At 42.6% G+C, this 21,537-nt stretch carries 19 protein-coding genes and 2 pseudogenes; 11 read left to right on the plus strand and 10 right to left on the minus strand.

Translation table 11 applies throughout. From position 1 onward, the window contains the following. Nucleotides 1-30: 30 nt before the first annotated feature. Nucleotides 31-417, minus strand: coding sequence for a hypothetical protein (locus tag ITG09_10190; GenBank protein UPR51080.1), 387 nt, complete (start codon nt 415-417; stop codon nt 31-33). Nucleotides 418-1,181: 764 nt separating this feature from the next. On the opposite strand from ITG09_10190, the pseudogene ITG09_10195 reads away from it, so the two are divergent. The 3 genes and pseudogenes from ITG09_10195 (at nt 1,182) to ITG09_10205 (ending at nt 3,725) form a co-directional block, all read left to right on the plus strand. Next, nucleotides 1,182-1,529: pseudogene (locus ITG09_10195) on the plus strand (cation:dicarboxylase symporter family transporter). Nucleotides 1,530-1,997: 468 nt separating this feature from the next. After that, nucleotides 1,998-2,528: a hypothetical protein gene (locus tag ITG09_10200; GenBank protein ID UPR51081.1), complete on the plus strand. Its 531-nt coding sequence runs from the start codon at nt 1,998-2,000 to the stop codon at nt 2,526-2,528. A gap of 504 nt (nt 2,529-3,032) precedes the next feature. Continuing rightward, a pseudogene (locus ITG09_10205) lies at nt 3,033-3,725 on the plus strand (dicarboxylate/amino acid:cation symporter). A gap of 102 nt (nt 3,726-3,827) precedes the next feature. Here the strand turns inward: ITG09_10205 and ITG09_10210 are convergent. From ITG09_10210 to hisC, 5 genes are all read right to left on the minus strand, one after another. Then, nucleotides 3,828-5,135: a TRAP transporter large permease gene (locus ITG09_10210; GenBank protein UPR51082.1), complete on the minus strand. Its 1,308-nt coding sequence runs from the start codon at nt 5,133-5,135 to the stop codon at nt 3,828-3,830. Nucleotides 5,136-5,156: 21 nt separating this feature from the next. Beyond that, on the minus strand, nt 5,157-5,636 hold the full coding sequence (locus ITG09_10215) for a TRAP transporter small permease (protein ID UPR51083.1): 480 nt from the start codon (nt 5,634-5,636) through the stop codon (nt 5,157-5,159). A gap of 67 nt (nt 5,637-5,703) precedes the next feature. After that, entirely contained in the window at nt 5,704-6,663 is a 960-nt protein-coding gene (locus ITG09_10220; GenBank protein UPR51084.1) for a TRAP transporter substrate-binding protein, read from the minus strand. A 581-nt stretch (nt 6,664-7,244) separates the two neighbouring features. Continuing rightward, nucleotides 7,245-8,018: an ABC transporter substrate-binding protein gene (locus ITG09_10225; protein ID UPR53625.1), complete on the minus strand. Its 774-nt coding sequence runs from the start codon at nt 8,016-8,018 to the stop codon at nt 7,245-7,247. Between the two features lie 10 nt (nt 8,019-8,028). Next, nucleotides 8,029-9,171, minus strand: a complete 1,143-nt coding sequence (hisC, locus tag ITG09_10230) for a histidinol-phosphate transaminase (GenBank protein ID UPR51085.1) — start codon at nt 9,169-9,171, stop codon at nt 8,029-8,031. 181 nt (nt 9,172-9,352) lie between these two features. Here hisC and ITG09_10235 point away from each other — a divergent pair, with 181 nt between their 5' ends. From ITG09_10235 to ITG09_10260, 6 genes are all read left to right on the plus strand, one after another. Beyond that, nucleotides 9,353-10,240, plus strand: coding sequence for a LysR family transcriptional regulator (locus tag ITG09_10235; GenBank protein UPR51086.1), 888 nt, complete (start codon nt 9,353-9,355; stop codon nt 10,238-10,240). 339 nt (nt 10,241-10,579) lie between these two features. Beyond that, the gene (locus ITG09_10240) at nt 10,580-10,828 is read left to right on the plus strand and encodes a hypothetical protein (GenBank protein UPR51087.1); all 249 of its coding nucleotides are present in this window, start codon (nt 10,580-10,582) and stop codon (nt 10,826-10,828) included. 133 nt (nt 10,829-10,961) lie between these two features. Beyond that, a complete protein-coding gene (locus ITG09_10245) occupies nt 10,962-11,528 on the plus strand; it encodes a septation protein A (protein ID UPR51088.1) in 567 nt (188 codons plus the stop codon). 188 nt (nt 11,529-11,716) lie between these two features. After that, nucleotides 11,717-12,115, plus strand: a complete 399-nt coding sequence (yciA, locus tag ITG09_10250; GenBank protein UPR51089.1) for an acyl-CoA thioester hydrolase YciA — start codon at nt 11,717-11,719, stop codon at nt 12,113-12,115. Between the two features lie 475 nt (nt 12,116-12,590). After that, nucleotides 12,591-12,887: a YciI family protein gene (locus ITG09_10255; protein UPR51090.1), complete on the plus strand. Its 297-nt coding sequence runs from the start codon at nt 12,591-12,593 to the stop codon at nt 12,885-12,887. Between the two features lies 1 nt (nt 12,888). Beyond that, nucleotides 12,889-13,284, plus strand: coding sequence for a GspS/AspS pilotin family protein (locus ITG09_10260; GenBank protein UPR51091.1), 396 nt, complete (start codon nt 12,889-12,891; stop codon nt 13,282-13,284). Between the two features lie 94 nt (nt 13,285-13,378). Here ITG09_10260 and metE read toward each other — a convergent pair whose 3' ends face one another. Then, the gene (metE, locus tag ITG09_10265; protein ID UPR51092.1) at nt 13,379-15,727 is read right to left on the minus strand and encodes a 5-methyltetrahydropteroyltriglutamate--homocysteine S-methyltransferase; all 2,349 of its coding nucleotides are present in this window, start codon (nt 15,725-15,727) and stop codon (nt 13,379-13,381) included. A gap of 281 nt (nt 15,728-16,008) precedes the next feature. Between metE and ITG09_10270 the strand changes: the two genes are divergently transcribed. Then, nucleotides 16,009-16,920 (plus strand): LysR family transcriptional regulator, encoded by a 912-nt coding sequence (locus ITG09_10270; GenBank protein UPR51093.1) that lies wholly within the window; start codon nt 16,009-16,011, stop codon nt 16,918-16,920. 139 nt (nt 16,921-17,059) lie between these two features. Here ITG09_10270 and ITG09_10275 read toward each other — a convergent pair whose 3' ends face one another. Further along, complete coding sequence (locus ITG09_10275; protein UPR51094.1) at nt 17,060-17,260, minus strand: DUF4250 domain-containing protein; 201 nt, start codon at nt 17,258-17,260, stop codon at nt 17,060-17,062. 131 nt (nt 17,261-17,391) lie between these two features. Further along, complete coding sequence (locus ITG09_10280) at nt 17,392-18,072, minus strand: hypothetical protein (protein UPR51095.1); 681 nt, start codon at nt 18,070-18,072, stop codon at nt 17,392-17,394. Nucleotides 18,073-18,309: 237 nt separating this feature from the next. On the opposite strand from ITG09_10280, the gene ITG09_10285 reads away from it, so the two are divergent. Beyond that, a complete protein-coding gene (locus ITG09_10285) occupies nt 18,310-20,709 on the plus strand; it encodes a YgiQ family radical SAM protein (protein UPR51096.1) in 2,400 nt (799 codons plus the stop codon). Between the two features lie 120 nt (nt 20,710-20,829). Here the strand turns inward: ITG09_10285 and ITG09_10290 are convergent, their stop codons facing one another. Continuing rightward, nucleotides 20,830-21,468 carry a helix-turn-helix transcriptional regulator gene (locus tag ITG09_10290; protein UPR51097.1) on the minus strand — a complete coding sequence of 213 codons (639 nt, stop codon included), beginning with the start codon at nt 21,466-21,468 and terminating at the stop codon, nt 20,830-20,832. Between the last annotated feature and the right edge of the window lie 69 nt (nt 21,469-21,537).

Here is a 21,537-nt window from a genome sequence, read left to right on the forward strand (position 1 = left end):
CCCTTGCGCAAACCTTTTTAGCTCTCAAATTTAACCAAAGTAGATTGCTCTGAACTTTGCTACAGAAGAAGACTTGTTCCATTTATTCTCTTTGATGGAATTAACAAGCATCAAATCATCATCACTCTTAACCATTTCAATTGCGTTCTGTACCAACATGTCGTTTACCGCATGACCATAACTGCCATAAGGAGGGTGAATCAGAAAGCAAACTTGAATTCCTTCTGGGATTGTTGGTAGGTTATCAACTACCTCCTTACCAAGAACTACGATTATATGAGGTTCAAGCCTTTCAATTACTTCTTGAAATACTATCTCTGACTTCTTCCACATTTCACCAGAAGGTCTAATTCTTAACCCTTCACCACGATAGCTTGCACATAATTGTAGAAACTTACGTTTTCCCACAGCGCACATCGCTCGTGCTCATTTAGATAATCTGAACTATCAAAGTTGAGCAATGTTTTAACGATTTTTGTAACAAAGGCTAATCAGTTTTCATGTCCCCACATTTTTACAACATTAACTGTTTAATCTTCATACACATCTTCTCGTGAACCTTAGTGAGATTCACCAAGAACTAAGATTCTTGCATCGAACTCGTTTGTTGTGTGATTACTGCCAATTTAAGGTTTAAATACGATATGACACGGGGAACTGCCCCCCGACACAACAAGGGGGGTAAAGAGCGAGACTAGGGCAAATGAGATATATAGATTGATCACACTATTGAAGCGATTCCCGCTTTTATCTTTGATAGGTGAAAGCAATAGATTGATAAATAAATGTATTTTTTTGTTCTCAACGACGATATGCAGATGCTACCCCCTATCATTGCCAATATGCAGCGCCTTCATCAGCTAAAATTTTATGCCACGTAGCAGGACTGATCGTTATTTTCTTTGAGTAAAGGGCGAACGCCAGTTCACCGATAAAATCGTAAGTTGCAAATCTCTGTTATTGTCATATTCATTATCCTTTAAGTATGACATCACGATGTAAAGCGATACATTGTTGATGCTCTTTATTCATTTCTGAATCTAACTTGATCGCCAATGATAGGTACACTTTGGAGTTTCTGACTAACTTGATTAGTGTAAATAATCGACCTTAAATAAACGTTTGACGTTGAAGATAGTTTGTACAAAGTTTAGCATTTCGGTATTCAAGTCGTAATTGCGATGATTATTGGTACTGCATTTTGCGTAATGATGGGTTAATCTCCAACGATGTTTGCTCCATTAGGTGCAATTTTTATCAAACTAATAAACATGCTTGTTATCCCACGAGTCGCCATAGCCATTATTTCCGTCGCTGCTGGTTTAGGTAATAGCATTAATACAGGTAAAGTCGGTGGTTACACTCTCGGATTTTTTGCAGTAACTTCTGCATTCGCTGTCACTCTTGCCCTATTAATAGGTGAAATATTTAGACATGGCATTGGTATTGGTATTGGTATTGACCTTTCAGGTATAGAAGGAGTGTTCTCAACTGAGTATGTATCGAAAAGTAAAACCCCAACTTTCTAGGTAACTTAAACGCCTTACTATCTAATTAGATTAGATTAGATTCTTATACTCGAGACAAGAGTCTATATACAATCATTTACGTAGCCTTAGTATTTATGTAAATCATAGACCCTTTAGACAACTGATTGTACTTAATACACGAAAAATTAGTTTATTAGCTCTTAATTGCAATTATGAAAGACAATATTAAAAATACCACTACCTAAAAAATCAATTAACAGACTAATTAAACCTCTCCACGTCCCCCTCTTTATAATTCAACTTTTAAAAAGTAATTTAATGCTCATTAATTTTTAAACAAACCAATTAAATAGTGATAAATCTATCAAAAACATGGTCGAAAATTGATATTTGTGGGGGTCATCACGATCTGTACGCTTATTGCACAATTGAGATTGTTGTCTGGAAACTTTATAATTATTCATTACATTAATACAAAATACACACAACCATAAAGAATACTAATACATGAAAAAAGCAATATTCAAAACTACTCTTATCGCTGCAATGACTCTTTCGCCATTCGCTACACAAGCTGCTGTCGATTTTCACCCTATCACTTGTGCTGATGAGCAACTATGGATCGAAAAACTTGGTACAACAGAGCTCACTGGCCTAACGCTTGTTCCTGAAGGCAGTGGTAAAACCAAATTTACTATGGTCGATTTTTCTCCTTACCACAACAACAGTATTACAGTGGCAGGTCGTCAAGTTTACCCAATGATAGACACGACTGTTGACGATAAAGGCAACTTCTTTTTTTACACTAAGCCTTACGTTAAAACTCGTTATGACCGTGGTGGCATGATGTTTAAATTCGTAAAAGTTGAAGATAACGTTTACGACATGTCTATGTGGCTTGAAAGTGGTAAACCTGTTAATGGCCACTACGAATTTGGTCATCAACAACCACTTACTCGTGCAACTGAGACAGGTACTCTTCGAATGAAGATCACGGAAGATTCATTGAAAGCTCGTGCGGCAGCAACTTGTAAGTAATGTCCACTAACTGGAATGAAAGCCTTGAATCATCCCAAGGCTTTTTTATGATTCATTGAAAATAAAAAACGTTGGTTGAAACTGGCATATTCAGTGCTGACATTCAGATCTCAAACCACTTTCTGAGTGAAAATTTCAATCATGCCTACACCGTAAAAACCTCTCATAGTCAACAAAAAATATCACCCGCTTGTCATAAGTTAATAATCTCATTGGCAGAAGAGCTTTAGTTGGGATAGCCCGATATTGCACAGGTTTATACCAAACTTTAGTCGCAACTTTGAACCTGATAAAGTACTTGAAATCAAATAAGTATACTGTCCTTCTACCCTTGACATTACCCATAACGGGGATATAACATTTTTCATGCATTTTGCTCACCATTAACTCTCATAGTCCAAAGTTACATTTAGCACATGTTAAAATCACTATAACATTGATTTTATTATAGTTTTAAGTGCTAAACTTTACTTTGAATATACATCATTTTTCAGTGAAATTTTTTGGATGATCAATAAGGTTATGATCATTGCACCACTTGGCGTATTCGGCCTAATGGCAGAAGCAGTTGGTACATTCGGTTTTGGCGCACTAATGGTTGTGTTCAAACTGTTCGTCGTATACATCGCTGCGATTCTGATCTTCGGCTTTGTTGCTTATCCACTAATGATTCAAATCTTCACTAAGACTTCTGCGAAGAAATTCCTAGTGGCAATGAAGAAGCCTCAAGCGGTTGCACTATCAACAGCCTCTTCAATGGCGACGCTGCCGGTAACAATGGAAACGGTAGAGAAAGAACTTGGCGTTCGTAACTCTACGGCTTCATTCGTTCTGCCTCTTGGTGCGACGATCAACATGTCTGGTAACGCAATATACTACGGCCTAGTTGCTATCTTCTTTGCACAGCTGTTCAACATCGACCTGTCTATGGGTGCTTACGTTGCTATCATCGTAACGTCTACGTTAGGCGCAGTTGGTCAAGCAGGCGTTCCAGGGCCTTCTTTCCTAGTGGTTGCGGTTCTTCTAGCGGCTGGTATCCCTATCGAAGGTCTACCTCTGTTGTTCGCTCTAGACCGTATCTTCGACATGATCCGTACTGCTCTAAACATCACTGGTGATGCAGCATGTGCAGTCATCGTTGATTCTCTAATCGAAGACGAAGCGAAAGAAGCTGAGCTACAAAAACAGCAAGCGTAATATTAAGCTTCAGTTCTGATTGATAAATAAAACCGCCTTCATGTAGGCGGTTTTTTATTAGATGATGATCAATATTGAGTCGGTAAATCTACCCTTGTAAGGCTAATTGATTAATCCAAACGCACGAGGCAGCGCCAAACTAATTTCAGGAATAAAAGTAATGGCCAACAGTGTGACGATCAATACAGCACAAAACGGCATGATACTTCTTATAACATTCTCAATTTTAGAGCCACTGACACTACAACCTACAAATAGCGCCGTGCCAACGGGTGGCGTTGCAATACCAATACATAAGTTGAAGATGATCATCATCGCGAAGTGAATTGGATGCATGCCTAAATGCTCAGCAATCGGCATAAAGATTGGGGTAAAGATCAATACGGCTGGCGTAAGGTCCATAAACATACCCACGATCAGTAGAATCAGGTTCATCAAAATAAAGATGATAATTGGATTATCAGAAATAGAGAGCATCCAATCGCTGATCATGGTTGGTAGACCGGTAAACGCCATTGCCCATGACATAATGGTAGAAGCACCAATCAAGAACAGCATAATGCCAGTGACCTGAACGGTTTCTCTACAAATTATCGGGAAGTGTGCCCATTTGAGGGTTCGGTAACAAAGTGACAGTATAAAAGAGTAAAGAACCGCTATACATGCCCCTTCTGTTGCGGTGAAAATACCACCAATAATACCGCCAATAACAACAACAATAAGCCCTAAGCTTGGCGTTGCTTGCCAAACAATATTCAACACATCTTTCGTTGTGAAGCCGTCATTCGCGCTTGTTTTGTAGCCTTTCTTTTTAGCAATGAAATAGGCTACGACCATACAACTTAAACCCATTAAAATACCTGGGACATAACCTGCGATAAACAGCGCCGCCACGGATGTTCCACCCGACACTACTGAAAATACGATCAGTGAATTACTTGGTGGTATTAGTAAGCCTGCCGGGCAGGATGCAACGTTTACTGCTGTTGCTAAGTTTTTATCATAACCATCTTTTTCTAATTCAGGGCCTAAGGTTTTACCCACTGCTGCTGCAGCGGCAACAGCTGATCCTGATACAGCGCCAAACATCATATTTGCAAAGATGTTCACGTGAAAAAGTGAGCCTGGGATCCAACCAACCAAGAGCTTTGCAAGATTGATAAGTCGACTCGCGATGCCACCCACATTCATTATATTCCCAGCAAGAATAAAGAAAGGGATGGCTAATAAACTGAAACTATCAATACCGGTAATGATTTTTTGACCCGCAGTAATACTCGCGACTTCAAACGGTAAAATGAAATACATGATCGTTAAAGATGACATGGCAATTGCAATCGCAATCGGCATGCTTATCGCGATCATGAATAAGAATAGGCCTAGCAGCCAAACACCAATGGACAAATCCATAATATAGAGTCCTTTTAAAACTTACTTTTTGTTGGGTTCACAAAAAAGATCAAACGTATTCATGACCAAATAGATGAGGATAATAACGGCTGATATCGGCAATATTGAATAAACCGTCGACATCGGTAATTGCAATGCTGGAGAGAGTTGTTGTGTGGTTCTTCCCATTAAAGCGATGCCACCTTGAAGCATTGCTAAAAATACAAATGAACCAGAGATCACATTGATAAGTACGTGTAATGCTATATGTGCTTTACCCTTAAGATAACCATCCAATAACGTTATTGCTAAGTGTCCTTTGATACCGAATAGGTAGCTTGCTCCTAATAATCCAAGCCATACCATCGCATAACGAGCAAGTTCATCAGTCCAGTTACTTGGGTCATTCAAAACATAACGACTAAAAACCTGCCAAGTGACAGTAACGACAAGTAACATTAATGCAAAAGAAGAGACAAAAAGAATCAACCTATCAAGTAGGTTTCTGAAAGTTGCTAACATGGTGTGATACCTCAAAAAATTTTGCCTTAGCAAAGCCAAGGCAAAATTATATTTTCACTAATACAGATTAAAGAGCTTCAATTTTTTCAATGAATGGAGCTAGTTTTGGATCTTTTTTCGCTTCATCAATCATAGGTTTAACAGCAGCGCGGAAAGGGGCTTTATCAACTTCAACAAACGTTACGCCTTCTTTCATTCCTTTCTCCTTGTTCATGTCATCTGTTGCGTCCCAGATTTTAATCTGCTCTTCAAGAGACTCTGCTGCTGCTTCTTTTAAGATTTTCTGCTCTTCTGCCGTTAATGAACCCCATTTATATTCTGAAATAATGATCACATCAGGTGTCATCATGTGCTGATCCATAGAATAAAATTTAGCTACTTCACTGTGCTTCATTTCAACTAAGCTAGAAATATTATTTTCAGCACCATCAATGACACCTTGCTGAAGTGCTGTGTAAACCTCATTGAAAGGGACAGGTGTTGCTTTACCACCTAATAGGTTGACCATTTCCATCATGGTTGGAGAACCAGGGACTCGAACTTTCATACCAGCAAGATCGGCCGGTGAGTTAATTGCTTTTTTAGCGTAGAAGCTACGTGTACCTGAATCATAGAATGTAAGACCAATGAAGCCTTTACCTTCACTTGAAAGCAACATCTCTTGTGCAGCTTCACTTCGCATGAACGTTCTCATATGTGGAACGTCACGGAATAAGAAAGGCAGTGCATTAACTTTAAAAGTTGGTTCAAAAGATTCTGCTAATCCACCGTTGATTTTAGCCATATCAATCGCACCGGTAACAACTTGCTCAGCTTGGTCACGTTCAGAGCCTAGTTGACCGTTTGGAAAAATCTTAATCGTAAGGTCACCATTCGATTTTTCTTTAACCTTATCAGCCATGATCACCATCCCTTGGTGAGCTGCGCTTTCTAATGACATTGCATGCCCTAAAGTCAACGTTTTTGCTTGAACGCCAAATGCCATAAGAATTGATGCCGCTGTAATCGTCAGTAGGTGTTTTTTCATGTTCTTCTCCAGAATCCATTTTTGTAAGAGGTACAGTTTGTATATGACACGTTATAGCTGAGCTTGAAATCTAACGTTCAATTGCATATCGCTCATAACTGTAACGCTTCATTACAATATTCTTACCCTTATGATTTTTGTATTACAATAATATGTGTATATTTTGTGAGCTAAGGTTTATCTATTGGCCTGAGAACCGAATTGATTGTGATACCAATCATATTTGGGACTAATTAGACCATTAATCAGCCCTACTTTGGATTTATTGGGAATTTCGATTACTTTTAACTGCTTTAAGAACAATCTCTTAGCAAAAAAGCACCGATATATTTATGTTATTTTAAGACATTAAGTTCAATTATGGAGCACGATCAAGAAGGTCTCATCGTTCGAAAACGCGAGTCGTGAACAGTGCTTTGTGAGGTGGTGAAGGCGAGGCTTTAGGCTGGACTTAGACGATAAGAATGGACAAAGGCAATAGAGAGAAACTTGATAGGGCGAATTATTTGTAACAAAAATCCGAGAACTTCACAGCCCTCGGATTTTTGTTTCTGGTGTTCTAGTTTTAGGCGTGAGACGAATTACAAATCAGCGCCATAGATATCAAACGTAAAGTACTTAGCGGCAATCTTGTCGTAAGTGCCGTTGGCTCTGATCTCTTCAATCGCGGCATTGAATTGTTTCGCCAGTTTTGAATCCTGCTTTCTTAACGCTAGTGCCGTGCCTTCGCCAATGTAGGCTTTATCGGTCACTGCTTTACCTTTGAACTCAAAGCCCTCGCCTTCTTTCTTGTCTAAGAAAGCCAATGACAGTTGATCTGAGTTGCCGAAGGTTAGATCTAGACGACCGTTTTGCAGATCCAGATACACTTCATCTTGACCGGTATAACGCTTAATATTTGCCACATCGCCAAACTTGTCGGTTACGTAGCGATCGTGGATCGTACCTTGTTGAACACCGATGGTTTTGCCGACTAGGCCTGCCTCATCGACACTGAACTCTGCGCTTTTAGCAGCAACAAATACGGCTGGTGTTTGGTAGTACTTATCAGTAAACAAAATCTTACGCTTACGCTCTTCGGTGATACGCATTGACGCCATGATCACATCTGACTTTCTTGCCAACAAACTTGGAATTAGTGAGTCCCAGCTTTGAGAAACCCAAGTACAATCGAGTTTAGCTTGCTCACACAAGGCATCAGCTATCTCAATATCAAACCCGACAGGCACACCGTCGCTGTTTTTATAGTTGAATGGCGGATACGTAAAGTCCGACGCCAAACGGATTTCTTTCGCTTGTACCGTTGTACCAAGTAAAGCGGCCGCACAAGCGAGTCCTAGTATTATCTTTTTCATCATTGCCATCCTAGATATGATCTTTATCGAGTTGAGATTGAGTTTCATTATGTTGAGATTGTTGAATTTGTTTGCCTTGTTGATTCTTTTCTAATTCTGTTTGGTAGCGTGTCAGTGACGTTATCACTTCTAGCATGCTCTCTTGGCTACCAATACTGATTCGAACACAGTTACGTAAAGCAGGTTCGTGGTTTTGATTCCTTGTCACAATGCCATCCTTCGCCAATACACTGAACACTTGATGCCCAGGTTTTTGACGCAGCAAAATGAAGTTTGTCGATGAAGGGTAAACAGATTCGATGAAATCAAACTGCGTTAACTCACAAGCAAACCAGTTACGTAGTTCGACCAACGTTTTCGTGGCGTCTTGCATCACTGAGACTCGTTCATCAGACAAAGCGTCTAACACGATTTGAGATGAACAATCTGGCATCGGATAAGGTGGAATCAGCTTCGAGACATACTGCATCACATTTTGACTCGCTAAGATAAAGCCGCAACGAACCGCAGCTAATCCAAACGCCTTCGACAAAGTGCGAATCACAACCAAATTCGGATAACGCTCAATAAGGCTCACCGCTGACGTTTGTGGTTCAAACTCGATATACGCTTCATCGACTACCACTAGAGATTTTCCAACCGTGCCTTCCAGTACCTGAATCAAGTCCGATTTAGGAATCACGTTACCGGTTGGGTTGTTTGGTGAGCAAAGAAAGACGATATTAACCAATTCCGCTTTATTCACGATATCAGCAACGTTCAGGCTGAAGTCTTCCTGCAATGGAGAGTTCAAAGTATTAATCGCCAATGCATCGGCGCAAAACTCATACATCGCATACGTTGGAGAACAGATAAGTATGCTGTCGCTCGCAGGTTTACAGAATGTTCTGATCAGCAAATCAATCGCTTCATCTGCACCCCGAATCGCAACGGTTGCAGCGTCAGTTCCACAATAGGCTTGATAAGCCTTGGCAATGTCTTGGGGTAAAAAGTCTGGGTAACGATTATGACTGACTTCCCCTTGAAACAGAGAGCTTTCCAATTCATTGGCGTTTAGCCAGACACGTCCATCACCACCAATTCTTCTTGCTGATTGATAAGGTATTAATTTTTTTACAGCCTGAGGCACTAAGTTATCAATAAAAGATGTCAAGAAGCTATCCCTTTCACAAAATCACAATGTCTTCATCATTGCCTTTATATTCAAAAAATGTGACTTATACACATATTGAATCAAAAATGATGAGTAAGTATTTACATTCAAACAGAACACTATTGATAAATGAATCGAAATAATCACATAATAGCCATGATAAAAAGTCATAGGTAAAGATATGAATCGCACACTTCCCTCAACCAAAACCTTGCTCACATTTTTGTCTACGGCAAGGCATCTCAACTTTACTCGCGCGGCACATGAGCTCAATGTTACGCAAGGTGCAGTGAGTCGTCAGGTATTGTCGTTTGAAGAAAGCCTTGGCTGTGACCTCTTCTATCGCCATGCTCGCGGATTGTCTTTAACGCCGAAAGGAGAAGAACTGGTTCCCCTGATACAAGGAACGATTCATCAACTGCAATCGGCTCTCAATCAAGTGGCAAGTTCTCCCTCTAAGATCAAACTCAACGCCCCCAGCTGTATTACCTCTTGGCTGCTACCCAAGTTGATGTCTTTTCAACAAGCCTACCCTGAAATTGATGTCGAGCTCACGTCGACCATCAAGCACGTTTTTGAGCCAAGCTTTGATCCCTTCGATGCGGTGATTACCTATGGCAAGAAACCAAGCCAACACTCAATTGTTAGCCAACTCCTGTTCAACGAACAACTCGCACCCATCTGCCAAGCGCAGAGTATTGCTCCAAGCCACCTAATTGACAGCACTTCAACCGTCATCAAGCCACACAAGCTTGCTCATTACACTTGGTTACACGCCAACAATGAACAAAGTGACTGGCGACTTTGGTTAGAGCACATAGGAAGCCATGATCTTTCGAGTAAGAACAACCAACAATTCGCCACGCTTGATCAGGCCATGAATGCGGCCATTCAAGGGTTTGGAATAGCGATAGGCGATATCACGCTTGCTAAGCAAGATATCGATTTGGGTAGATTGGTGAAAGTGAGTGAAGGCAGTGTGTTCTCCGGCAACGGTTACTTCTTACTGCAACCTAAGAATCGCCAAAATGCGTCATTATCGACTCTGGTAGATTGGCTCGTTGATTAAGAATTAATTAGCAACAATCCAATAAAATCCCAACGTAACAAGCCTTTAGAACAGAAAGCAGCCCTCACTCGTCAGAATGAGAATAGAGTGATTCCCAAATTGATGTAGGAAATCGATTCTCAAAATAAAACTATTCCTCTTTCACAACGTATTGTTTGGGTGAGAACAGGCGAAACCTTCTTTTAGCTCAATGAAAATACAAATCAAATCATTTCGTTAGGTTAAAAGATCTGACCTCATAGAGAAAATGGCATTCGAATTGCTTTGTCATAGACAACCCAACCAATATACAGCAGATTGCATTTTATTCATCATGCAGCTTGTTACGGAGGATAGGCTATGACCTTACAAAGACATACGTATTACGGCTTGATTCACCACGGAATTAAGACCCTATTAATAGACAGAATTGGCCACTTCACAGAGCGTGAGTACCACGAGTATCTCGACTTAACAACTGGTAAATCGACATGCTTTGCCATGAGCGAACAAGAACTCGAAAACACCTTAGACAGCTTGAAAAGCGAAGGTTATCTAGAAGACATCAAGCAGTTGATACCGCGCTACCAAACCTCGTCAATGCGATAATCTGCTTAAACTCTTTAAACACGATGAGTGGCTAGATTGAATTAATTGGCACCCAATTGTCTCGGGCTATTTAGCATCGAGACAGTTTTCGTTAGACTGTCAGCAACTCAACTAACTGGATAGTCAGTGTCTCATGAAACAAATTCTTGATTTCATTCCTCTCATTATTTTCTTTGCGCTTTATAAGATGTACGACATCTATACCGCGACCGGTGCTTTGATCGTTGCCTCTGCAGTTCAAATTATTTTGACGTACTTCATCTACAAGAAAGTAGAAAAAATGCAGATCATCACCTTTCTAATGGTTGCCGTATTTGGTGGCATGACCATCTTCTTACACGATGACAACTTCATTAAATGGAAAGTCACCATCGTTTACGCTCTGTTCGCTATCGGCCTGACAGTCAGCCACCTAATGGGCAAATCAGCAATTAAAGGCATGTTGGGTAAAGAGATCACACTGCCTGATGCGGTATGGGGCAAGATCAACTGGGCTTGGACTCTGTTCTTTACCCTATGCGCCATTCTCAACGTTTACGTTGCTTTCAGCCTACCGTTGGATGTTTGGGTGAACTTCAAAGTGTTTGGTTTGCTCATCGCGACCTTGCTCTTCACCTTGCTCACTGGTGTTTATATCTATAAGCATCTACCAAAAGACCAGCAGAAAGAGTTAACGGATAAAAATACCGACGAGAAATAATCCTTAGGGATGAGTCCTCATACTCTATTTGATACAATTATTATCAATATGCGATTGGCCAATGATACTCGTGATCATTGGCCACTGATTATTTGTGTTCGGTGAAGACGTTAAAAATTCGACCAACGCGAGTCTCGTAAACACATCTATTTTTATATAAAACAATCAATACCATTAAGAGTACGACAATGACTATTCAATCAACTTTGAACCCGATTGGTTCTTTACTTCTTCGCACATTAGCGATGCCTTCTGATACAAATGCAGCAGGCCAGATTTTCGGTGGTTGGATAATGTCTCAGCTTGACCTTGCTGGCGGCATACTGGCAAAAGAGATCTCTAACGGCAAGATAGTCACGGTTTCAGTATCGAGTATCGAGTTCAAACAGCCGGTTTCAGTGGGTGATGTTGTGTGTGTTTATGGTGACTGCACTAAGATTGGTCGCAGCTCGATGAATATCGACCTAGAAGTATGGGTTAAACCTGTACTTGATCACGGTATCGGCGACCGCTACAAGGTATGTGGCGCGACATTCAACTACGTTGCGGTTGATGAAAGTGGTAAGCCTCGTCCAATCAACAAATAACACCTTTTATTAAGCGTGTTGCATCGATGGTCTTTAGTTTTTATAAATGAAATTACTAGGGCGTGTTGATCTTTCGAGCTGATTTTTGCAGCGAGTTGCTGGGTATTTATACAAGGCAGAGGCGTCGATGTGTAGCTAGCCTACATGAGAAGCCGATAACGTAGTAGAAATGACCAGCAAACGCTGCCCGAAGGGTTCGGCTAAAAGCGTTTTACTCTTTGTTGAGGGAGATTTGCTTAGAATGACTAGGCGATTTCCCCCCTCACCGCGATTAAAACGCTTTTGACTAGGCGTCCCCACCCGAACAAAATTTAACCACGAAAGGTCAACACGCCCTAACGACCATACAACTCTCTCGCACCAATTCACAATTTCTTATCATTAGCCCTTCCAATACCCATTAGTTCGCGTAAATTAGCAAGATAGCGAATTTAAACGCCCCAAACTTAGTGAAGTAAAATAAGGATATCTCAATATGTGGTACGTGATTTTTTCTCAAGACGTCGAAAATTCATTAGAAAAACGCCTAAGTGTTCGCCCACAACATCTAGAACGCCTACAAACACTTCACGATGAAGGCCGACTCTTAACAGCAGGCCCAATGCCAGCTATTGACTCAGATAACCCTGGCGAAGCGGGCTTCACAGGTTCAACTGTAATTGCCGAATTTAACTCTTTGGAAGACGCTCAAGCATGGGCAGACGCTGACCCGTACATTGATGCTGGCGTTTACAAAAATGTGATTGTAAAACCATTCAAGAAAGTATTTTAACGTGAAAAAATGGATTATTGGCTCACTGGCTTTAGCTCTGCTTGCAGGCTGTGCTTCAAGTGAGCAAGACGAACAAAGACAGCTAGAGATGATGGCGCAGCACCGAGCTGGCGTTTTATCCGCCGGCTTGCCGATTGAGTATGGCCCGCTATCGGTCATGCGCGTGCTAGCAAAAAACACGGTTATCGAAATCATGATGATCTACAACCAAGATGCGAAAGGTGCTAAACCTTTAAACCAAGTTGTAGACATGAGTGTGAATAGCTATTGCACCAACTCTGAAGTAAGAGCAAACCTCGACATGGGCTTGGCTTACAACATCAAGATTCGCAACACTCGCGGACAACTGATCGTTGAGAAGCTGATCAGCAAAGAGACTTGCCAAAGCAGCAGCTAGATTCAACATTCGAACAAGCATTAAACAGAAAGGCCTCGCATTTGCGAGGCCTTTGTTTTTTTTGAGAGCAACCAGACCCTAGCGTTAGCTAAGCTTAAACTCCTACCGATTCCCACTCTTTACGCAGTGTCTTAGTCGCCGATACAAGATTGGTCAGTGCGGCTTCTGTCTCAGCCCAGTTACGCGTCTTAAGCCCACAATCTGGGTTTGCCCACAAACGTTCTGCCGGGATTTTCTCTGCCGCTTTTTTCAGCAAATCAACAATCCAATCTTCTGATGGAATGTTTGGTGAGTGAATATCGTAAACACCGGGGCCAATCGCATTCGGGTAATTGAACTCTTCAAACGCTTTCAGCAATTCCATGTTCGAACGCGAAGTCTCAATGGTAATCACATCGGCATCTAGCGCAGCCACTGAATCAATGATCTCGTTGAACTCGCTGTAACACATGTGTGTATGGATCTGAGTCTCTGGCTTGGCACTCGCTGCTGAAATCTTAAAAGCATCGACCGCCCACTCTAAGTATTCGGCATGGTCGCGTTTTTTCAGCGGCAGGCCTTCACGAATAGCAGGCTCATCGATTTGAATAATGTTGATACCCGCGTCTTGCAAATCCGACACCTCATCACGCAGCGCAAACGCCAATTGATTGGTGATCTCTTTGCGTGAGATGTCTTCACGTGGGAATGTCCAACAAAGAATAGTGACTGGTCCTGTCAGCATCCCTTTCATTTGCTTTGAAGTCAGAGATTGAGCGTAGGTCGACCATTCCACCGTCATCGGTTTCTCACGTTCGATATCCGCGACCACAATCGCTGGTTTCACGCAGCGAGAACCATAGCTTTGTACCCAACCAAACTTTGTGGTTTGAAAGCCTGCTAGGTTTTCTGCAAAGTACTCCACCATGTCATTACGTTCCGCTTCACCATGCACAAGCACATCCAAATCTAAAGCTTCTTGTCGCTTGACCGCATCCGCAATATGGCCTTTCAATGCGGTTGTGTATTCAGCTTCACTCAATTGACCAGTTCGGTAGGCGCTACGTTGAACGCGAATCTCGCCTGTCTGTGGGAACGAACCAATGGTTGTAGTTGGCAATAACGGTAAACCCAAAACCTCAGACTGGTGCGCGGCACGTTCTGCGTAAGGTGCACTGCGCTCTGCTAATGCTTTAGTAATAGTATTGAGTCGAGCTTGAACTTGCGGCTTGTTCACATGAGTCGCGCTCTTGCGTGCAACAATCGGTTGGCTGTAAGTACCACACGCTAAAATAGCATTTTGGTCGCCATCTAACGCTGCCCCCAATAAGCTCACCTCAGTGACTTTTTGTTTTGCAAAGGCAAACCAACTCTTCACTTCTTCGCTAAGCGTGTCTTCTAACTCAAGGTCGACTGGGCTATGCAGCAATGAACATGAACTTGCGATCCAAAGCTTATCTCCTAACTTATCTTTTACTGGTTGCAGTAACTCAAGCTGCGCGGCTAGGTCAGATCGCCAAACATTGCGTCCATTAATTACACCTGCAGAAAGCACCCAATCTTCAGGTAGCTTATTCACCACTTCATCAAGTTGCTGCGGTGCGGCAGCCAAATCGATGTGCAAGCCGTTGACGGGCAGTTCTACAATTTTATCTAAAGTATCAGTCACCGAATCAAAGTAAGTGGTAAGCAATAGTTTCACATCGCCTTGAATCACTTGATACGCCAATTTGAATGAATCTGCCCACTTAGTCTCAAGTTCCAGAGATAGAATGGGCTCATCGATTTGCACCCACTCAACACCCAACTTGGCAAGTTTCGCCAGAATCGCTTGGTAAGCGGTAAGCAAACGTGGAAGCAAGGTTAAACGGTCAAAGCCCTCTTCCACTTCTTTGCCGAGATATAAGTAAGATAATGGGCCAAGAAGGACTGGCTTAACCTTATGCCCAGCTTGAATGGCTTCATTCACTTCATCAAACAGTTGTGGCCAGCTCACTTCAAAGGTGTCGTCTTTACTGAACTCAGGAACGATGTAGTGATAGTTAGTGTTGAACCACTTCGTCATATCTGATGCTGCTGCACTGTCTTTAGTGCCATCATTCGACGTATGCGTGCCACCGCAGCAAGTCGACTGAACTTGAGACTGACCGCGACCTACACGGAACAAGGTATCCAGATCTAGGAAAACTTTTTCATCATTTGCTCCACCTGCATGACGTTTTGGCACATGATCTAGAAGTAACGTCGTTGTTAGAACATGGTCGTACCATGCGAAGTCACCCGCAGTTGCAAAGCTTAGGTTCGCGTCGGCTTGTACATTCCAGTTACGATTTCTCAATTCACTGCCGAGTTGCTTGAGCTCAGATTGACCAATCTCACCACGCCAGTACTTCTCTAGTGTGAATTTGAGTTCGCGTTTTTCGCCGATACGTGGGTAGCCAAGAATATGTGTTGTTGTAGTCATGAACCTGTTCCTTATTCAATAATTGTTAGTATCTGTTCAGATTGCCTGTCGTGTTTTTCACTTTCACAAAAAGGCGTCTAGATGGCTAAACTATCTACCTAATCGGTTCGATGAACAACGTCCAAATTTTCATCTTGTTTATTAAAAATATTCATATTCAATAAACCAAAGATGAGGTTCTTATATCCATCTGGACATCTAGACGTTTACAAATGATAAAAAAACCCGTAGGGTGATTATTAAGAAATATTGAATTGGCTTAGGGAATATGAGGGATACTCATGATAGAGCTTAAACACCTTCGAACATTGACCACCTTGAGAGACAGCGGCTCATTGACAGCTACTGCAACCTCTCTTCATCTGACGCAGTCAGCGCTTTCTCACCAATTGAAAGACCTTGAGGCGCGTATTGGCGGTCAGCTTTTCCTTCGTAAAACTAGGCCAGTTAAATTTACCTCTGAAGGTGAAATTTTGCTTAAGCTCGCCGATGAGATACAACCTAGAATCGCTAAAGCAGAGAACGAACTCGCAAGCCTTAAAGAGGATGTGAATGGTCGATTGCACATGGCGATCGAATGTCACTCATGCTTTCAATGGCTAATGCCCGCTTTGAAGGAGTACCAAGTTGCTTGGCCAAGCGTGACATTAGATTTCTCATCAGGCTTTGGTTTTGAACCTCTACCTGCATTAATGGCAGGTGAATTAGACTTAGTGATCACTTCTGATATCCAACCTCGTTCTGAAGTTCACTACGAACCTCTTTTCGATTTTGAGATGCGCCTCATCACCGCGATCAACTCGCCTTTGGCTGAAAAGCCAAGTATTGATCCGCAAGATCTTAGCGATCTCACCATGCTCTCCTACCCAGTTCAAAAGCAGCGTTTAGACGTCGTGAAGCACTTTTTGCAACCTGCAGGTGTAGAACCGAAAAAGTGGAAACAAGCAGACAACACATTGATGTTGGTGCAAATGGTATCGGCGGGTTTAGGAGTCGCTGCATTACCAAACTGGGCGATCAGTGAATTCTCAAGACAAGGTTTGATAGCCAGCAAGCCGTTAGGTAAAGGGCTTTCAAGAAGACTGTTTGCAGCGGTAAGAAACTCAGAAAAAGATAAACGTTACCTGCAAGCTTTCTTTAGTACGGCAAGGCAGCAAAGTAAGAGTCACCTTGATGGTATTGAGGTCGTTTAACGATAGTTGTCGTCAGTGAACTCTGTTTATACAAACCACAAGAGACAAATGCCAGAAACAAAAAAAGTCACAGATAATCTGTGACTTTTTAGTTTCAGTACCGATGATTTTCGATATCTGTTGATTCGCGAAAAATAGACTATCTTGCGTAAGATTTAAACTGGTTAGTCAGTGGGTCGTATTGATAGCCAAGCATATCAAGCTTACCGACGACACTTTCTATATCCATTTCATACATACTGATCAGCTCTTCAAAGCTATCGCATTCTAGGCGAAGTTTTTCATTCACGATTCCCAGCAAAATAATGCTATCGAAACCTTTGACGTTGCTTAAATCCATCCCGTACTCCTAACGAACACACCGACTAGAATTAAGTTTAGAACGCTTACCAACGCCATGCTAAAAAACTGATCACACTTCTAACAAGAATACGTGATTAATGAGCGTACGTAATAAATGAAAGTGCGCGATTAAAGCGCCCAAACTGGCGTTAACCCCACAGCCGCCGCCAATAACATCAGCAACGAAATCGTCAGTTGCAGTTTTTCCGGGGTTTTAACGAACAGTAAATGCCAACACCACACCACGATAGCTGAGATTAACAAAGCAAAGCTGAATAGTAGCGTTGAAATCACAGGCTCTAGTTGAGCTTCAGAAAGAGAATAAACACTCACGACCGTTGCTAAAACCACCAACATGCCCGTCAATACACCCACCACAGGAAGAACACGGTGGAATGCTTGCAAACGCGTTCTTGCAATCGTCAGCAGTAAATGTCCGAAAGAAGCACCCAGTAAAGCCACCAACAACACAGTAGCGATAATACCTACTGGGTTTACCTGTTCGCTTGCTTGAATAGCAACGTATGACAATGCCAAACCACAAGCTAAGTACATCACCCAAATGGGGCCAGAATCGCGTGTCTTCTTGGTTTGAACTTGAGAATAGAAATAAAAGATCGCAAACACGACCAGAAAGGCTTCAATTTTTACTGAAGCTACGGCAAGCCACAGCACGCCAATCGCAGGTAACATCTTGTGGATACGACCACGTTGCCCCGGGCAAATATCCCCTTTCACCAAGATGAGGGTTAAGATCAGTTGAGCTCCTAAAAGCATCGGAGCAAATTGTACTAGTAACGTTTCGACCATTGTGGATCTACTTCTTCAGACTTATTTTCGCGAATAATATCAAAAACTGCTGCGAACACTAATCAAAATCACAAATTAGCGACGTTACTCAAGGCTTCAACTATGCTGTTCTATGGCTCTTTTGTCGCCATTTACCGTAAAAAGACGAAAGACACCAGAACTAACAGGGGCATGTTCTACTGGCTAGTCTAGGCTCATGCCGCTATAATTCCCGCCTCAAAAATCAGAGGTTGAAATATGTACAGCGATATCACTCCTATTCACGAACACAAAAAATACTGGGCCGAGTGCTACGGAACAGCACCCTTTTTGCCTACCAGTAGAAAGGAGATGGATGCTCTTGGATGGGATAGCTGTGACATTATTATTGTAACTGGTGACGCGTATGTCGATCACCCAAGCTTTGGTATGGCTATCATTGGCCGTCTACTTGAAGCTCAAGGTTTCCGCGTGGGCATTATTGCTCAACCAAAGTGGGACAATAAAGATGCCTTCATGAAGCTAGGTAAACCTAACCTATTCTTCGGCATCACAGCGGGTAACATGGACTCCATGATCAACCGCTACACCTCTGATCGCAAATTACGTCACGATGATGCTTACACACCGAACAATGAAGGTGGCAAGCGTCCTGACCGTGCAACTCTGGTTTATTCTCAACGTTGTCGTGAAGCTTACAAAGGTACGCCAATCGTGCTTGGTGGTATTGAAGCGAGCTTGCGTCGTGTGGCTCACTACGACTACTGGTCAGATAAAGTTCGCCGCTCTGTATTGTTTGATGCAAAAGCTGACATTCTTCTTTTTGGTAACGCTGAGCGTGCACTGGTTGAAGTAGCACACCGCATTGCTGATGGTGAAGACATGTCAACGCTGACAGACATTCGTGGTACAGCAATCAACCTTGCTGCAGCGCCTGAAGGCTTCAAAATCATCGACTCTTCTCGTATCGAAAAGCCGAACAAAGCTTACGTGCCGGTAAACCCGTACGAAGTGGAAACGCAATGTGATACTAAGAAAGATGAGAAAGAAGAAGTTAAAGCGCAGCCGATTACGATTCGCCCTTCTCGTCACGATGCAAAAACAACCGCGGTTCGTATCCCAGGCTACGAAAAGCTAAACAATGACCGCATTCTTTACGCTCACGCTAGCCGTATTCTGCACCTTGAAACAAACCCGTATTCGGGCCGAGCTCTGATTCAACGTCACGGTGACCGTGAACTTTGGGTTAACCAAGCGCCAATTCCATTGACCACAGAAGAGATGGATTACGTGTTTGGTCTTTCGTACAAACGTGTTCCACACCCTATGTATGGCAAAGCGAAGATTCCTGCATACGACATGATCAAAACCTCGGTTAACATCATGCGTGGTTGTTTTGGTGGTTGTTCTTTCTGTTCAATCACAGAGCATGAAGGTCGTATCATTCAAAACCGTTCGAAAGAATCTATCTTGGATGAGATCGAAGACATTAAAGATAAAGTACCTGGCTTCACGGGTACTATTTCTGACTTGGGCGGCCCTACGGCGAACATGTACCGTTTAGGTTGTTCAGATCCGAAAGCAGAAATTAACTGTCGTCGCCCATCATGTGTGTTCCCGAAAATCTGTGAAAAGCTAAACACAGACCATCAACACACCATCGACCTGTACCGCTCTGCGAGAAAAGTACCGGGCGTTAAGAAGATCATGATCGCTTCTGGTGTACGTTACGACCTAGCGATTGAATCTCCAGAATACGTTCGTGAGCTTGTAACTCACCACGTTGGTGGTTACTTGAAGATTGCTCCAGAGCATACTGAAAAAGGCCCGCTGGATCTGATGATGAAGCCGGGCATGGGCACTTACGATCGTTTCAAAGAGATGTTCGAGAAGTACAGCGCTGAAGCCGGTAAGAAACAGTACCTAATTCCTTACTTCATCTCTGCTCACCCGGGCACAGAAGATGAAGACATGCTTAACCTTGCGTTGTGGCTGAAAAAGCACAACTACGAGTGTGACCAAGTACAGAACTTCTACCCATCGCCAATGTGTAATGCTACGTCGATGTACTACTCAGAGACCAACCCTTTGAAACGCGTGAAATATAAGAAGCGTGAAGATGTTCCTGTGCCTAAAGGTGATCGTCAACGTCGTCTGCATAAAGCATTACTTCGTTACCACGATCCAGAAAACTGGAAAATCATCCGTGAAGCACTGATCAGCATGGGCAAAAAACACCTAATTGGTGACAAAGCGAACTGCTTAGTACCAGAAGAAGATTTTGAAGCTCAGACACCAGCACAACGTCGTAAGTCTGGTCGTCACGGCTCACAACGTTTCGCAACTAAGCACAGTAAAGCTCAACCGGGTCTTGGTGGCGAAAGCCCACGTAACCATTCTAAGCCAGGTGGCAATAAGCCTAAACCGGGTGGTAAGAAGCCAACAGGTAGCCAAAGCAACGGCAATCAGGGCAACGGAAAGCAGAACGGTAATGGTAATAAACCAGCGACTGGCTTCATCAAAAAAGCCCCTGCTAGTCAGCAATCACAAGGCAACGGCGGCGGAAATGGCAAGCCAAACCGCAGCAAAGCAGGCAATGGTCAAGGTGGTAAACCTGCAAGTAACGGAAAAAATCGCCAGCGCGCAACACAGCGTTAATATAGCGACCCCATTTACTTGGTTATCATAAAAATACAAAGCGCAGCTATTTAGCTGCGCTTTTTTGTGTCTGGAAGATTTTCCACATGGTTTCAATCAATAAACCTATCAACCTATCACCTATGAACGCTGCCATTGGTCGGGGTAATGAATAATGTCGTGGAAAACCGCTTTCTCTGTGCCGATGTTTTTATAGCCATGGGGCTGTTCAGCATTAAAACGCACCGCTTGTCCCGGGCTCAATTCATACCAGATATCGTCAAAGAACACCGCCATACGACCTGAGATACACAATATATGTTCAATCACTCCGGTACTGTGTGGTTCAGAAAAGTGCTCATAGTTCTCTGCTAGCCCAAGCTCATAAACTTCAAAGCCTAACGATGGTTCAAAAGGAAAAACAACACTGACGGAGAAGCCCTTATTCAGACTTTCATCACGCAGCTCATTCGCGTCTCGGAACAAACTCACCAGCTCATTACTGGAGCAAGACATAATCAAACTCGAAAATGAAACGTTCAAGCCAGTGGCGATTTGCCACAGCTTCGCGACGGTTGGGCTCGATTCACCACGTTCAATCTGCCCTAACATCGCTTTGCTGACACCAGTCGCTTTGGCAGTCGCGTCGAGGCTCCACCCTTTCTCTTTACGAATCCGTTTTAGGTTGTGGCTGACTTGCACGTCGTTTTGGTCACTCAAACTCTCTTTTACATTAGAGCTAGTTTCCACATTCATGTTCTTCGGCATGTTTTCGTTCATCTACCTATTTAAGTTTGCTCGTGACTAAAATCATGACGAACAAATTTTATACAAACAACACTTGTGCGC

Source organism: Vibrio cyclitrophicus (genome assembly GCA_023206055.1).
Classification (GTDB): Bacteria; Pseudomonadota; Gammaproteobacteria; order Enterobacterales; family Vibrionaceae; genus Vibrio; species Vibrio cyclitrophicus_A.

Coding starts and splice junctions, on each gene's coding strand:
- ITG09_10275 (UPR51094.1), bottom strand. CDS start 17,260: ATGGATTTAAGCAACGTCAAAGGTTTCGATAGCATTATTTTGCTGGGA.
- ITG09_10245 (UPR51088.1), top strand. CDS start 10,962: ATGAAACAAATTCTTGATTTCATTCCTCTCATTATTTTCTTTGCGCTT.
- ITG09_10255 (UPR51090.1), top strand. CDS start 12,591: ATGTGGTACGTGATTTTTTCTCAAGACGTCGAAAATTCATTAGAAAAA.
- ITG09_10220 (UPR51084.1), bottom strand. CDS start 6,663: ATGAAAAAACACCTACTGACGATTACAGCGGCATCAATTCTTATGGCA.
- ITG09_10215 (UPR51083.1), bottom strand. CDS start 5,636: ATGTTAGCAACTTTCAGAAACCTACTTGATAGGTTGATTCTTTTTGTC.
- ITG09_10190 (UPR51080.1), bottom strand. CDS start 417: ATGTGCGCTGTGGGAAAACGTAAGTTTCTACAATTATGTGCAAGCTAT.
- metE (UPR51092.1), bottom strand. CDS start 15,727: ATGACTACAACAACACATATTCTTGGCTACCCACGTATCGGCGAAAAA.
- ITG09_10235 (UPR51086.1), top strand. CDS start 9,353: ATGAATCGCACACTTCCCTCAACCAAAACCTTGCTCACATTTTTGTCT.
- ITG09_10225 (UPR53625.1), bottom strand. CDS start 8,018: ATGAAAAAGATAATACTAGGACTCGCTTGTGCGGCCGCTTTACTTGGT.
- ITG09_10240 (UPR51087.1), top strand. CDS start 10,580: ATGACCTTACAAAGACATACGTATTACGGCTTGATTCACCACGGAATT.
- ITG09_10270 (UPR51093.1), top strand. CDS start 16,009: ATGATAGAGCTTAAACACCTTCGAACATTGACCACCTTGAGAGACAGC.
- ITG09_10290 (UPR51097.1), bottom strand. CDS start 21,468: ATGAACGAAAACATGCCGAAGAACATGAATGTGGAAACTAGCTCTAAT.
- ITG09_10200 (UPR51081.1), top strand. CDS start 1,998: ATGAAAAAAGCAATATTCAAAACTACTCTTATCGCTGCAATGACTCTT.
- ITG09_10285 (UPR51096.1), top strand. CDS start 18,310: ATGTACAGCGATATCACTCCTATTCACGAACACAAAAAATACTGGGCC.
- ITG09_10280 (UPR51095.1), bottom strand. CDS start 18,072: ATGGTCGAAACGTTACTAGTACAATTTGCTCCGATGCTTTTAGGAGCT.
- ITG09_10210 (UPR51082.1), bottom strand. CDS start 5,135: ATGGATTTGTCCATTGGTGTTTGGCTGCTAGGCCTATTCTTATTCATG.
- yciA (UPR51089.1), top strand. CDS start 11,717: ATGACTATTCAATCAACTTTGAACCCGATTGGTTCTTTACTTCTTCGC.